The following is a 13,159-nucleotide window of genomic DNA, read 5'->3' on the forward strand; positions in this document are numbered from 1 at the left end:
CTGCAGGGGGGACCCTGTGGGAGAGTAGGACGCCGCCGAACAATTATTGAGGGAAACCCCGCATCTTCGGATGCGGGGTTTTCTGCGTTCAGGGGGTTGGGGAAGTCAGAGATGGAACTGGTGCCCGGGTACTACGGTGGGCCCATGAGCACCAGCGCCGAAGAGCGGTATGTGGTCCGGTCGTTGCGAGCCGGGGAGTGGCCGGCGATGCGGGAGTTGCGGCTTGCCGCGCTACGGGATCCGGTCGCGCGGATCGCCTTCCTGGAGACGTACGAGGAGGCGCTGGCCCGGCCGGAGGCGTTCTGGCGGGAGCGGGCGGAGCGGGCCGCGGAGGGGGATGCCGGGACACAGCAGGTCGTCGCCGAGGGGCCGGACGGGGAGTTGGTCGGGACGGTGACCGTGCTTGTGGAGGAGCCGGGGACGACTGACTGGGCCGGGTTCCCCGTCGAGCGTCGGCAGGGGCATGTCGTGGGTGTGTACATGCGGCCCGAGCATCGGGGCTGCGGGTTGACCGAGTTGCTCTTCGACGAGGCCCTGGAGTGGTGCTGGGGGCGGGGCCTGGAGCGCGTGCGGCTCATCGTGCACGAGGAGAACGGGCGCGCGCAGGCCTTCTACCGGAAGGTGGGGTTCGAGGCCAGTGGGCTGACCATGCCGCTGCCCGGACAGGCGGTTGCCTGTGAGCGGGAGTTCGTGCTGGAGCGGAGCTGACGTCAGACCGGGAGCTCGTCGTGGGGCCAGCGGGTGCGGGCCTGTTCACGGGATCGGACGAGGGCGAGGGTAGGCAGGCCCCGGTCGGCGCCGGAGGCGAGCAGCCACGGGAGCTGGGAGAGGGGGGCCACCGCCGCGACGTCGTCGAGGACGAGGGTCAGTGGTGGGTCGAGCCGACCGGAGGATGACCGTTCGGCCATGCGCCGGCCGTGCTCGACCACGCTGGACACGAGCGCGGTGAGCAGGGGCATCGCGCCCGGGTTGGTGCGGGGGTCCTCGATGGATTCACCGACCACATAAAGCGTGCCCCCTTCTGCGACGAAGGAATCCAGGGCGAGGGCGTCGGCTCGGTTGGGTGTGCACGACTCGCGGATGTTGAGCGTGAACAGCGAGGAGAGCGCACGGGCGGTCAACTCGTGCGCCACGTCGCGGCGTTCGGGGTGTGCGGTGAGGGCGGCCTCGAGTTCGCCGGCGGCGCCCGGGGCTGCCTTGGGGTGGGTACGGAGGGTGCGTACCGCCTCCTGCATCTGGGTGCCCTGGGACCAGCGGTGGACGTGGCGGACGGTGCGGTTGTCCAGGGCGGCGGCGTGCAGGTAGCTGCGCAGGAGGGTCTGTGCGGTGTCGCCTACCGCCTGGTCGAGCCGTGAGGTGGGGCTGACCGGCGTCAGGAGGGCGGCGGCTCTCGCGGTGGCCGTCTGCTTGTCCTCGCAGTGGGTGATGGGGGACCAGTGCAGGCGGGCCGGGGTGTCGCACGTGTGGGTGGGGTCGTAAAGGAGGGTGGGGCCGAGCTTGGATCTGGCGTCCTTGGTGTCCTGCCACAGGGCCGGGTTGGAGGTGACGACGACGGTGGGGCCGTCCGCTTCGCGGATCGCCTCGATCGCGGTTGCCCGGCGGGTCTCCCGCGTGGTCGCGTGGATCTTCTCCCACCTGCTGATTGCCGGGCCGCCGAACAGGGCGGTGCGGGGCACCTTCTCCGGCTCGCTCGTGGGGAGCGATTCCGCCGGTTCCGGTTCCGGTGCCGTCGCGGCGGGATCTGCGGCGCCAGGCCCTGCTGCCACGGCCGTGGGTGCCACCGGCGTGGGTGCCACCACTGTGGGGACGGCCGCGGGCGCCGCGGGCCTCGGGGCCGGGACGTCGTGGAAGGCCGCCGGTTCGGGGACCGGTGACTGCTGCGTGGCCGCACGGCGGCTCACCTTGCCCGCTCTCCAGCGGGCCATCGTGCCCATCACGAAGATCGTCAGTACGAGCAGCACCATCATCTGGCCGATGAACAGGCCCCAGAACAGCCCGTACCCCGAGAGCTGTGCTCCCGGGGTGCCCGGCCAGGCGCCGGTGATGTCGTGCGGCTGGGCGACGAGGTGACGCATGGCCAGCGGTGTCCGGGTGAACGTCACGCCCCGCGGCCACGCCCCGTGCGTGAACCAGCCCGCAAGGCCGGTCGCCGACCAGACCAGCAGGGTCATCCCGAGCAGGAACCCGAGTATGCCGACCAGCAGGCCGTCGGGGATTCCGCCCTGGGCTTCCCGCCGGTGGTCGTCCGCTCTCACGCCGTCCCCTTACGCCACCGTCTTACGCCACCGTCGACTCGGAGTCGCCGAGGTGCTGTTCCATGAACGCCGCCGCCCGCTCCTCCGCCTCCCGCTCGGCGGCGCGCAGGGCGTCGTCGGTGAGGTCGGCGGAGGACTCGGTCATGGCACGGTCGGTGAAGACCAGCGGGCGTTCCGTCTCCGTGACCAGGTGCTTGACGACCTGGACGTTGCCGTTGACGTCCCACACCGCGATGCCCGGTGTCAGTGTGGGGATGATTTCCACCGCCCACCTGGGCAAACCCAGCACCCGTCCGGTCGCCCGCGCCTCGTCGGCCTTCTGCGCGTAGATCGTCCTGGTCGAGGCCATCTTCAGGATGGCCGCGGCCTCCTTCGCCGCCGCCCCGTCCACGACGTCGGACAGGTGGTGGACCACGGCGACGAACGAAAGACCCAGCCGGCGGCCGAACTTCAGCAGCCGCTGGAACAACTGCGCGACGAACGGGCTGTTGATGATGTGCCAGGCCTCCTCGACCAGGAAGATGCGCTTCTTCCGGTCGGGGCGGATCCAGGTGTGCTCCAGCCAGACGCCGACGATCGCCATCAGGATCGGCATGGCGATGGAGTTGCGGTCGATGTGGGAGAGGTCGAAGACGGTGAGCGGGGCGTCCAGGTCGATGCCGACCGTCGTGGGGCCGTCGAACATGCCGCGGAGGTCACCGTCGACCAGCCGGTCCAGGACCAGCGCCACGTCCAGGCCCCACGCCCGTACGTCGTCTATGTCGACGTTCATCGACTCGGCCGACTCCGGCTCGGGGTGCCGTAGCTGCTCCACGATGTCGGTGAGGACCGGTTGCCGCTCGACGATCGTCTCGTTGACGTAGGCGTGCGCCACCTTGAGGGCGAAGCCGGAACGTTCGTCCAGGCCGTGGCCCAGCGCGACCTCGATGATGGTGCGCAGCAGGGCCAGCTGGCCGGTGGTGGTGATCGCCGGGTCCAGCGGGTTCAGGCGGATGCCGTGGTCCAGGGCCGCCATCGGGTCCAGACGGATGGGAGTTATCCCCAGCTCCTGCGCGATGAGGTTCCACTCGCCGACGCCGTCCTCGCCCTGGGCGTCGAGGACGACGACCTGGCGGTCCTTGAAGCGCAGCTGGCGCAGGACGTACGTCTTCTCCAGCGCCGACTTGCCGTTGCCGGACTCGCCGAGGACCAGCCAGTGGGGGGCGGGGAGCTGCTGGCCGTACAGCTGGAAGGGGTCGTAGATGTAGCCCTTCCCGGAGTAGACCTCGCGGCCGATGATGACGCCGGAGTCGCCGAGGCCGGGGGCGGCGGTGGGCAGGTAGACCGCCTGGGCCTGGCCCGTGGAGGTGCGCACCGGCAGCCGGGTGGTCTCCACCTTCCCGAACAGGAAGGACGTGAAGGCTTCGGTGATGACGGAGAGCGGGTCCCGCATCAGGGCATCAACCCCTACCTTCGGATTCCGGTGGCGAACGGGAGCGTGTTCACGAAGGCCCGGTGGTGCTCGCGGTCGCACCACTCCAGCTTCAGATAGGACTTTCCGGCCGACGCTCTTATCGTGCGCTTGTCGCGGGCCAGTGCCTCCGGGTGACGGGAGGAGACGGTGATGTAGCCGACCAGGTTGACGCCGGCGGCGCCGCTCGCGAGGTCCTCGCCGCGCTGGTCCAGGCGGTTGTGGGCGGCGATGTCGCGGGGGTCGACGGTGCGGTTCATCTTGGCGGAACGGGACGCCTCGGCCTCGTCGTTGGTCTTCTCGGTGAGCATGCGTTCGATGGCGATCTCGGTGGGTTCGAGATCCATCGTGACGGCGACCGTCCGGATCACGTCCGGGGTGTGGACGAGCAGCGGGGCCAGGAAGTTGACGCCGACGGGAGTCATCGGCCACTCCTTGACCCAGGCCGTGGCGTGGCACCACGGCGCGCGGGTGGCGGACTCCCGGGTCTTGGCCTGGAGGAAGGTGGCCTCCGTGGCGTCCAGTTCGGCCGGCCAGGCGTTGCGTTTCGTCATGGCCTGGATGTGGTCGATCGGGTGGTCCGGGTCGTACATGGAGTGGATCAGCGAGGCGAGCCGGCCCTGGCCGAGGGGCTGGCGTACGCGGATGTCGGCCTCCTGGAGCCGGGAGCAGATGTCGGTCAGCTCGCGGGCCATGACGACCGCGAGGCCGGCGTCGCGGTCGGCCTTGCCGCCGTGCGGCCGGGCCGCGCGGGCCATGGCGTTTGCCTCGGCGGCGAGTTCACGGCCGTAGTGCATGCAGGCGACGAGGTACGCGCGGTGCTGCTCGCTGCTCGTGGACACCATCGACTGGAGCTGGTCGTACGACTGCTGCAGCCACGTCGGTGCGCGGTCGTCGCCGCGTACGGCGACGTCCTTGGCGTGCGCGTCCGGGTCGGCGGGGAGGGTGCGGGCGAGCATCTGCAGGCGGGTGACGAAGCCGTCGCCGTTCGCCACGTGCTTCAGCAGGGTGCCGAAGCGGTCGACGAGGGCTTCCTGGTCCTCGCTGTCGCGCAGTCCGACACCGGGGCCCTCGATCTCGATGGCGGCGGTGACGGTCTTGCGGTCCGCGTGCAGCAGGACCGCGATCTCGTCGGGGCCGAACGGGGCGGAGAGCCAGGTGATCCGGCCGATGCCGGGCGGCGGGCCGATCTCGACCTCGCGCCCGTCGAGGCGGGTGCCGGCCTCGGCGGCGGCCGAGCGGTAGGTCGCGCTGTTGCGCAGGGTGCGCTTGTAGCTGCGGTTGATCTCGAACCACTTGTAGAGCGTGCGGTGCTTGTACGGCACGTAGACCGCGGCCAGCGCGAGCATCGGGAAGCCCATGAGGAGCACGATCCGCAGCGACAGCACCGGGACGAGGAGCCCGCACATCATGCCGAGGAACGCGCCCACGATGATCAGCGCGATCTCGCCGGTCTCCCGGTTCCGGCCGACGATGGCGTTCGGCCGGGCGCGGCCGATCAGATAGGTACGGCGGGGCGTGACCGGATGGGACAGGTGGGACTCGGTCGTCAACGCCCATCACCTCCCGAGCGGTTGCTGCTGCTGTTGCGGGTGTTACTGGCGTGGGGCGTGTTGACCGGGCTGGACGAGCGCGGCGCGGGTGCGGCGGAGGGGACGGATCCGCCGCCACCGTTCGCGGGGCGCGAGCTGTGCGCGGCGACGCCGCCGGAGGCCTGGTTGGCGGGGCGCGCGCCGCCGCCGGACTGGGCCTGGCCGTTGTTGTCCGCCCGGGTGCTGTGGGTCTTGATGCCCTGGGCGACCAGGGTCGCGGGGGAGCTGATGACGGCGGCGGCCTTGCCCTCGGCGTTCTGCATGATGCGGTTGTTGCGGGAGCCCGCGATCTCGTCGCCGAAGCCGGGGACGAAACGGTAGATCATCGCGGACGCGAAGATGGCCAGCAGGATGATCGCGAGGCCGGAGACGACGGCGGAGAAGGCGTCGGGGCCGTCGTCGGCGCTGAGGGCACCGGCGAGGCCGAGGACGATCACGATGACGGGCTTCACGAGAATGACCGCGATCATGATGCCGGCCCAGCGGCGGACGTGGCCCCACAGGTTCTTGTCGACCAGGCCGGCGTAGACGACGGTGCCGAGGAGGGCGCCGACGTAGAGCAGGGCGGCCCGGATGACCAGCTCCAGCCACAGGACGCCGGCGGCGAGGATGCTGACCAGGGAGACGACGATCAGCATGATCGGGCCGCCGCCGATGTCCTCGCCCTTCTCCAGGGCGCCGGAGAAGTTGCCGAAGAAGGCGTCGGTCTGGTCGCCGGTGGCTTTCGCGAGGACCTCGCAGACGCCGTCGGTGGCCGAGACGACGGTGTAGAGGATCAGCGGGGTGAAGGCGGAGGCCAGGACGGTGAGCCAGAGGAAGCCGATGGCTTCGCCGATGGCGGTGGAGAGGGGGACGCCTCTGACGGCTCGCTTGGCGACGGCCAGGAGCCACAGGAGGAGCGTGAGGATGGTGGAGGCCGCGAAGACGACCGCGTACTGCTGGAGGAACTTCTCGTTCGTGAAGTCGACGTTGGCGGTGTCCTCCACGGCCGCGCTGAGCTTGTCGATGGTCCAGGCGGCGGCGTCGGCGCATCCCTTGGCGAGGGAGGAGAGGGGGTCGAGGGCGGAGGTGGGGTCGAGGGAGGGTGAGTTGCCACCGCTGCGGGCGCCCTCGCCTCGTTCGCAGTAGTCCTTGGCGGGGCCGACGATGAGGTCGCAGTTGTCGTCGGACGGCGTCGGCGACGGCGTGGGTGCTGCGGCCGCATGGGTCGCTAGCAGTACCAGGGCGGTCTGTACAGCGGTGAAGGCGGCAGTGGCCGTGAGTGCGCGGTGCGGCTTACCGGGCATAAGTGAAGCCTCCGTACTCCTCGACGGCCTTGGCCATCTCGTCGGCGCTGGACGCTTTGGCATCACCGGGAACGGGTGCTGGGCCGTCCTTCTGGGCGAAGCTGGCGACCTTCCAGCCGCCGTCCGCCCAGCGCAGCTGGAGCGTCAGAGTGAACCAGTCACTGGTGACCGGATTGGTCGAGGTCTCGCCAGTGGTACCGAACACACCGCTGCACCAGACTTCGACCGTGCTGGCGGAGTCCGAGTAGTCCGTCGTCTTGGTGCCGATCGGCATGGTGCGCGAGACGTAGGTGCTGCCCGCTTTGGCGTTGCCGTTCGCGTCCAGTCCGATGCTGCTCAGGAACTGCTTGGAATAGGCCTGCTTGAACTGCTCCTCCAGCGCAGCCTGTTTGTCGGTGACGAAGACCTGCTGGACGATCTCGGTACGCCGAGCCGGCTTGAGGATGTCGGCAGAGACCAGTGCCACCGCGTAGTTCGCCGCCGCAGACTCCGCCCCCTGCCGGTCATGCGCGAACCCCGTCGGGATCCCGCCCGCCTCCGTCTGCACCGGGCGTTCGCCGCTCGCTGCCGTCGAGGACGTCTGCGGGCCCGACGCGCTGCCCTCCGTCGACGCCGGCTCGTCTCCGCCGCGGTTGGCGAAAGCGATCGCGGCGATCAGGAGGACCACCACGCCGACCACTGTGACTAGGCTCCGGGAGGAGCTGCGGGGGCGGCGGGGCGCGCCGCCGTAGGGTTCGCCGTCGGGCAGCCGGGTACGCGTGTGCCCGGTGCCGGCGTAACCGCCGGGAGGCTCGTGCTCGTCCCCGGGACTCATGCCGCGTCCGCCCCCTCGATGTCGTAGCGGAGACCGCCGCAGCGAATGGCCGCGTCGGTGTACGACGGTAGCCGCGCTGGTTCCCGCGCGGGCGCGGTGTGGTGACTCGACTTCAGGGACATCAGGGAAACGCAACCTCAGCCGGTGGGCACGACGGGCGGGTGGGGTAGTTGGGGACCGGGCGCGCCCGGGGAGGACGTGGTGGGCGCTTACACCGCCATGCCGTACACGATGGTGAACAGCGTGCCGAGGGAACCGATGATGAAGACTCCGGTGAGGCCGGCGATGATGAGGCCCTTGCCCTGTTCCGCGCTGAAGGTGTCCCGGAGGGCCGTCGCACCGATGCGCTGTTTGGCCGCCCCCCAGATGGCGATGCCGAGGCAGATGAGGATGGCGACCGCCATCACCACCTCGATCATCACCTTCGCCTCGTTGCCCAGGCTGCCGAAGGGGCCCCAGTCCGGAGCGATCCCGCCGATGATGGTGTTGATGTCTCCCTCGTCGGCCGCAAAGAGCATGTAAGTCACCGCCCCTGTTGGGTAGTTCCGCAGTCCCCTGCGGTGCGCAGAGGTCAGGCCTCATTCTCGCTGACAATGACGCTGCCGGATGTCGACTTGGCGTCATTGCTTGGCGGGTTTCCTACGAATAGCTCGTATGGTCACTCTGTGTATCACGGCAGGTAACGCCGGGCAACGAGGTGGGTGCGGAACCTGGGATGTGGTGCCGTCGTTGAGCCTCTTTACGACCGGAGCGCTCGCGTCGATGTTCTCCGGGTGAAGGCTATCGCCGCGAACGGTGCGGGCGGTGACGCGGGGTCAGCGGGGCCGCAGTCCGTGCAGCAGGTGGTGGACGACCTCGCCGACGCTGTCGAGGGCGGCCTGGGGCGGGAACGTGCCGTTGGCGGTGAACGCCGCGATGCCGTGCAGGGTGGCGCCCGCGTGCAGGGTGATGCGCTCGGGGTCGCCCTCGACGATCTCGCCGCGCTGCTGGGCTTGCGAGATCAGGCGGAGGAAGGGCGAGATCGTGCGCTCCACGGCGGCGGCGAGCTGCTCGGAGACGTCCGGGTCGTGCTTGCGGGCGTACATCAGCTCCAGCAGCTCGGCGTTGTCGATGGCGAACCCGAGGTAGGCGCGGGCGAGCGTGGTGAGCCGTTCCTCCATGGGGAGTTCGGGGTGGTCCGCGGCCTCCAGGGTCCTGGTCATGCGTTCGAAGCCGGTGAGGGCGAGGGCGTCGAGCAGGGCCTGCTTGTCCCTGAAGTGGCGGCCGGGGGCGGCGTGGCTGACGCCGGTCTCGCGGGCGAGTTCGCGCAGGGACAGTGCGGCGGCGCCCTTGTCCCGCAGGGTGCGTTCCGCGCCGGCGAGCAGGGCGGAGCGCAGGTCTCCGTGGTGGTAGGGGCGGGTCGCGGGCATGCCGCTCATCGTATCTCGATGTTGACGACGTCAGCATTGTTGGCGCCGTCACCTTTGTTGTCGTTGACAGCATTGTTGGCGATGCCTACATTGAGGGCATGGCTACTGCGAAGAACTCAAGCAAGTGGAACCTCGACCGGATGCCCGGCCTCCCCGGACGGACGGCGGTCGTCACGGGCGCCAACAGCGGTATCGGCCTCGCGGCCGCCGACGCGCTGGCGGGTGCGGGCGCGCATGTCGTCCTCGCGGTGCGGGATCCGCAGCGCGGGCGGGCGGCGGCCGCGACCGTGCGCGGCAGTACGGAGGTCCGGCGGCTCGACCTCGCGGATCTGGTGTCGGTGCGGGAGTTCGCGCAGGAGTGGGGTGACCGTCCGCTGGACCTGCTGGTCAACAACGCGGGCGTGATGATGCTGCCCGAACTGCGGACCAAGGACGGCTTCGAGATGCAGTTCGGCACGAACCATCTCGGGCACTTCGCGCTGACGAACCTGCTGCTGCCGTACGTCACCGACCGCGTCGTGACCGTGTCGTCGGGAGCGCATCGCTGGGGCGGTGCCGTCATGGACTTCCACGACCTGAACCTGACGAAGGGCTACACGCCGGTCCGCGCCTACGCCCGGTCCAAGCTGGCGAACCTGCTGTTCACCCTGGAACTCCAGCGTCGGTTGACGGAGGCCGGCTCACGCGTCCGCGCCGTCGCCGCCCACCCCGGCTACGCGGCCACCAACCTCCAGAGCCACGCGTCCAACCCGGTCTCCCGCGTCGCCATGCAGCTCGGCAACAGGGTCTTCGCCCAGGACGACAAGGCGGGCGCCCTGCCGACCCTGTACGCGGCGGTCATGGACCTGCCGGGCGCGAGCTACGTGGGCCCGGACGGCCTCGGCGAGATGCGGGGCGCGCCGACGCTGGTGGGCCGCTCGGCGGCGGCGAGCGATCCGGGGGCGGCGCGGCGACTTTGGGCGGCGTCGGAGGAGCTTACGGGGGTGAGGTTTCCGCTGGCGGATGCGGCGCGGGCGTGAGGACACTGCGCCGGGCGGTTGGCCCCCTGGTCGCCGGCGTGTTCCTCAGAGGTCGAGAACTGCGCGCAGGGCCCGGTCGATGCGCGCGAGGGAGACCGGGCCGATGTTTCCCAGGCAGGTGCCGTCAGGGAAGCGCGTCGTCTTGAGCCGCGTCATGTTGAGGGCTACGGCGACGGCTTCGACGGGAGCGTGGAGGTGCACGGACATGATGGTGTCCGGATGGGCGCCGGGCGGATGCAGCACGACGGCCAGGCAGGCGCCGAAGGCCTCGTCGAGCCCGTCGAGACTGATCACACAGACTGTGCGTTCACCTTGGCACCCTTGACCTGTCAGATGTCCCCCCTCGTCACCACGCGTCGCCGTCCCCGTCCAGGTCCGGTCGATAGCCGGCGGCAGCCAGCCGCTGGGCCCCCACGGGGGTGAAGTGCCCGTCGTGCCAGTGCAGTACGGCTCCGGTGAGTCCGTCGTAGTAGCCGCAGTCGAGGTCGCGCATGACCCAGCGTGCGGGAATGCGCTCCAGAACGGTGCGTGCGGGCAGGGTGAGCCGGGTGCCGGGCGGGGTGACGATGTGGAGTTCACGCCCGGTCTGGAGGGCGGTGCGCACCACGTCGGTCAGCCAGGTCGTGGCGGCCACGAGCGGGCGGTCCTGGAGGATGACGGCGGCCTTGCCGGTGAGCACGTCCACGTCGGCCGGCGCGGCGGCTGCGTCACCTCCGGCTGGGACGGAAACGACATCGGTGTGGGCGGCCTCGCGTGGCCACGTGGTGCCGCCGAGTACGGTCGCCAGCCGCCCGGCTATGGACCCGGCCAGCCGTCGGGCCTCCTCGGTCCCTGTGATCGCCCTCGCCTCGGTCCACCACACCGGCCCGTTCAGCCGGGCAGTAGGCCCGAGCAACCGCTCCGCCTCGCCGGGGACCTGGAGGTAGCGGGGTGCCTCGACCGACACCAGGGGCTGCCCGTCGTCCGTGCACAGCTGTGCGACGGCCCCGCCGCCTGCCTGGTTCACGCCCAGGTCGGGGCCTCCGGCGTGCAGTGCGGCCAGCAGGGATTTGATGTCCGGCATCTGCGGGGTGAGGGCGATGACGTCCTGGGTCATGTGGTGCTTTCGGTTGTCAGAGCCTGCTGGTCAGATCGGGTCCCAGGCCGTTCTCATCCGCGTCCGGATTGGCGAGCCCGTCGACGGTGGCTCTCCCGAAAATGGTTGGCTCGCCAGGCTCGGGTGGCATCCCGAGCAAGGCAGTGAGGTCTTTCAACGCGGCGGCAAGTCGCGGGGCGTTGTTCTGGTAGACCTCGGGGTGGGGGCGACCCGCGAAGTCGTACCAGCCCCAGATGTCGTGGTGCACGGACAGTTCGGCCGAGAGACCTGTGGGAGCCGTGGAGAGGCAGAGGTCGACCAATCGAGGCTCAGTGTGCGGTTGCCGTTCCGCGTCGATCCAAGTTCCTGAGCCGATTACGTTGAAATCGCTCATGGTGGCCGTGGGGAATGCGGCGGGTCGGCTGCCAATAACTCGTTCCGGCAGACCCGGATGGCTCAGCGGCTCGGTGAGTTCAAGGGTGCTTTTGACGCCAGTTGTCCCTACGTCCAGGACGCTCCAGACATACTCCAGTTGGAAGGGCCTGAGAAGTTCATGCTGGGCCAGCACTTCACACAACCGTCCTGCGAGTGAAAGGGCCGACTCCAAGCCCGGCGGGCCAAAGTCGTAGAGATCCCAGTACCAGGAGCCGCGTTCCTGCGGCGCACGCATCAGAGTCGACATGGTTTTCCTTACGGGAACGTGGGTCCGTTCGGCGGGACAGTGATGGAGCCGTCAGTGAAGCGCAGGAGGAATGTCGCGCCAGCGTCCCTCGCTCGATATTCTGCCTCGTCGAACATCCTGGGTGTCAGGTCCCGCATTGACTGATGAACATCCAGAACAGCGACGCGGTGGGTCATCCCTGGGTACTTCAGCTGTTTTGCCGCCTTGGCGGAAGCACTCTTGATGCCCTGGATACTGGTGACATCCTTGAGCTGGTAGCCGTAGTCGACGGAACCGTCAGCGTGTCGTGTGTAGACATCGAGATCGAACGTGTGCGTATCGAGCTCTACCCCGACCCGTGTGACGCCGTGCTCCTGTAGGTCGGAAACGAGGCGCATGGCCATGTATGCGGCCGGAACCATGCCCTTCGGGTCGGCCTTGGTCGGCCCCTGTTTACACATCTCCAGTAGCTTCTTGTACCCCTCGACGTCACGCAGGTGCCCCCGCGAGATCATCTCGGCGACGCCTGCCCCATACGGGTCCTTGCGCAGAGCCCGAAGCACTTTCTGCTGATCCGGCTCCGGCAGCTTGGCGCGGGTCAGTTCCTCAACGACACCGGCCTCCTGCTCCGGCTGCATTCGGCCCGTGTGGGCCTGTGCCAGGTCATCGACGTCCCTGCTGTACTTGGCCGGGTCGATGCCGGGAGGCCCGTCGGAACTGGTGTCAGGTGCCGGACGAGACTTGACTGGCACCTGTTCATCGTGGCTGGGTGCGTCGCCATGGGCGGGATCTGTCGGGTACAGATCGGGTGACGAATCAGAAGGCGGTTCGTGGGAACCGTGCTCATGGGTAGGGGCGGCGGGCGATGTGCCGGTTCTGGCGTCGTGTCCGCCGTCGTGGTCCGCACCCGGCTGGTCAGCAGCGTGTCCGCCTCCGGGTTCACTGGTGTGACCAGGCCCTCCCTGCGCTGACGCGGCCCCCTGGCTGCTTGCCCCATCGGCGTCGTGACGGGCCTGAGGCGACATGTCGTCGCCGGTGCGGGCCGTGCTCTCCGCCGTGCGGGCACCGGCGCCGACCAGTTCACGGTCGTCGGGCCGGGTGCCGATCGCTCGGTCGGCTGCGGCGGGCTCGTGTGGCGCTGGTGTCGTGTTGGGGGTGCCGTCCTGGTTCAGGGGGATGAGGTTGCCGCTCTTGTCGACCCGGTAGCGGTCGCTGAGGTCGAGGGCGCCGTCGGGGAACCTGGTTCTCGGGAACCGAAGGTGGTCGCCGACGTTGGCCAGCACCTGGGAGACCTTGGGCAAGGTCGAGAGCGCGTCGGCCGCCTTCAGGCCGCCGGAGATCGGATCGAGCGCGTCGCCGATCTTCGCCAGGGTGCCGGCCGTTTTCCCCAGCGTGCCGCCCTTGCTGAGCTTCGCTATGCCGGCGGCGGGTCCGGCGCCCAGCGTGAGGAGGTTGAAGGTGACCACGGCGTGGGCGCGGGCCGGGTCCTCCTCCCACATGTCGTACGCGATGAACTGCTTGCCGAACTCCTTCGCGTACGCCTTGCTCTCCGCCTGCCAGTCGGACAGACGCTCCTCTTGCCCGACGAGGTCCATGCC

At 69.5% G+C, this 13,159-nt stretch carries 13 protein-coding genes; 2 read left to right on the top strand and 11 right to left on the bottom strand.

Features of this window, described 5'->3' with window-relative positions; translation table 11 throughout:
• Window positions 1-144: 144 nt before the first annotated feature.
• Entirely contained in the window at window positions 145-708 is a 564-nt protein-coding gene (locus ACGF8A_RS27935; RefSeq protein WP_393112859.1) for a GNAT family N-acetyltransferase, read from the top strand.
• A 2-nt stretch (window positions 709-710) separates the two neighbouring features.
• Here the strand turns inward: ACGF8A_RS27935 and ACGF8A_RS27940 are convergent, their stop codons facing one another.
• The 7 genes from ACGF8A_RS27940 to ACGF8A_RS27970 all read right to left on the bottom strand — a co-directional run bounded on the left by ACGF8A_RS27940 (window position 711) and on the right by ACGF8A_RS27970 (window position 8,815).
• Window positions 711-2,255 (bottom strand): type VI secretion protein, encoded by a 1,545-nt coding sequence (locus ACGF8A_RS27940; RefSeq protein ID WP_393112861.1) that lies wholly within the window; start codon window positions 2,253-2,255, stop codon window positions 711-713.
• A 22-nt stretch (window positions 2,256-2,277) separates the two neighbouring features.
• Window positions 2,278-3,687, bottom strand: a complete 1,410-nt coding sequence (locus tag ACGF8A_RS27945; protein ID WP_393112863.1) for an ATP-binding protein — start codon at window positions 3,685-3,687, stop codon at window positions 2,278-2,280.
• 14 nt (window positions 3,688-3,701) lie between these two features.
• Window positions 3,702-5,258, bottom strand: coding sequence for an SCO6880 family protein (locus tag ACGF8A_RS27950; RefSeq protein ID WP_393112865.1), 1,557 nt, complete (start codon window positions 5,256-5,258; stop codon window positions 3,702-3,704).
• Window positions 5,255-6,583, bottom strand: a complete 1,329-nt coding sequence (locus ACGF8A_RS27955) for a hypothetical protein (protein ID WP_393112867.1) — start codon at window positions 6,581-6,583, stop codon at window positions 5,255-5,257. The genes ACGF8A_RS27950 and ACGF8A_RS27955 overlap by 4 nt, the downstream gene beginning before the upstream one ends.
• Window positions 6,573-7,397, bottom strand: a complete 825-nt coding sequence (locus ACGF8A_RS27960) for a hypothetical protein (RefSeq protein WP_393112869.1) — start codon at window positions 7,395-7,397, stop codon at window positions 6,573-6,575. Before ACGF8A_RS27960 ends, ACGF8A_RS27955 begins: the two co-directional genes overlap by 11 nt.
• Window positions 7,398-7,606: 209 nt before the next feature.
• Entirely contained in the window at window positions 7,607-7,915 is a 309-nt protein-coding gene (locus tag ACGF8A_RS27965; protein WP_006136301.1) for a hypothetical protein, read from the bottom strand.
• Between the two features lie 297 nt (window positions 7,916-8,212).
• Entirely contained in the window at window positions 8,213-8,815 is a 603-nt protein-coding gene (locus ACGF8A_RS27970; protein WP_393112871.1) for a TetR/AcrR family transcriptional regulator, read from the bottom strand.
• Between the two features lie 89 nt (window positions 8,816-8,904).
• On the opposite strand from ACGF8A_RS27970, the gene ACGF8A_RS27975 reads away from it, so the two are divergent.
• Window positions 8,905-9,825, top strand: a complete 921-nt coding sequence (locus ACGF8A_RS27975; RefSeq protein ID WP_393112873.1) for an oxidoreductase — start codon at window positions 8,905-8,907, stop codon at window positions 9,823-9,825.
• A gap of 45 nt (window positions 9,826-9,870) precedes the next feature.
• On the opposite strand, the gene ACGF8A_RS27980 is transcribed toward ACGF8A_RS27975, so the two are convergent.
• Genes ACGF8A_RS27980 through ACGF8A_RS27995 form a run of 4 tightly spaced genes read right to left on the bottom strand, consistent with a single transcriptional unit; the run spans window position 9,871 to window position 13,156 of the window.
• Window positions 9,871-10,119: a hypothetical protein gene (locus tag ACGF8A_RS27980; RefSeq protein WP_393112875.1), complete on the bottom strand. Its 249-nt coding sequence runs from the start codon at window positions 10,117-10,119 to the stop codon at window positions 9,871-9,873.
• Window positions 10,120-10,171: 52 nt separating this feature from the next.
• Window positions 10,172-10,921 carry a DUF6177 family protein gene (locus ACGF8A_RS27985; RefSeq protein WP_393112877.1) on the bottom strand — a complete coding sequence of 250 codons (750 nt, stop codon included), beginning with the start codon at window positions 10,919-10,921 and terminating at the stop codon, window positions 10,172-10,174.
• 16 nt (window positions 10,922-10,937) lie between these two features.
• Window positions 10,938-11,582: a hypothetical protein gene (locus ACGF8A_RS27990; RefSeq protein ID WP_393112879.1), complete on the bottom strand. Its 645-nt coding sequence runs from the start codon at window positions 11,580-11,582 to the stop codon at window positions 10,938-10,940.
• A gap of 8 nt (window positions 11,583-11,590) precedes the next feature.
• The gene (locus ACGF8A_RS27995; protein ID WP_393112881.1) at window positions 11,591-13,156 is read right to left on the bottom strand and encodes a hypothetical protein; all 1,566 of its coding nucleotides are present in this window, start codon (window positions 13,154-13,156) and stop codon (window positions 11,591-11,593) included.
• Window positions 13,157-13,159: the final 3 nt, after the last annotated feature.

Source organism: Streptomyces sp. NPDC047706, assembly GCF_043204795.1.
GTDB lineage: Bacteria > Actinomycetota > Actinomycetes > Streptomycetales > Streptomycetaceae > Streptomyces.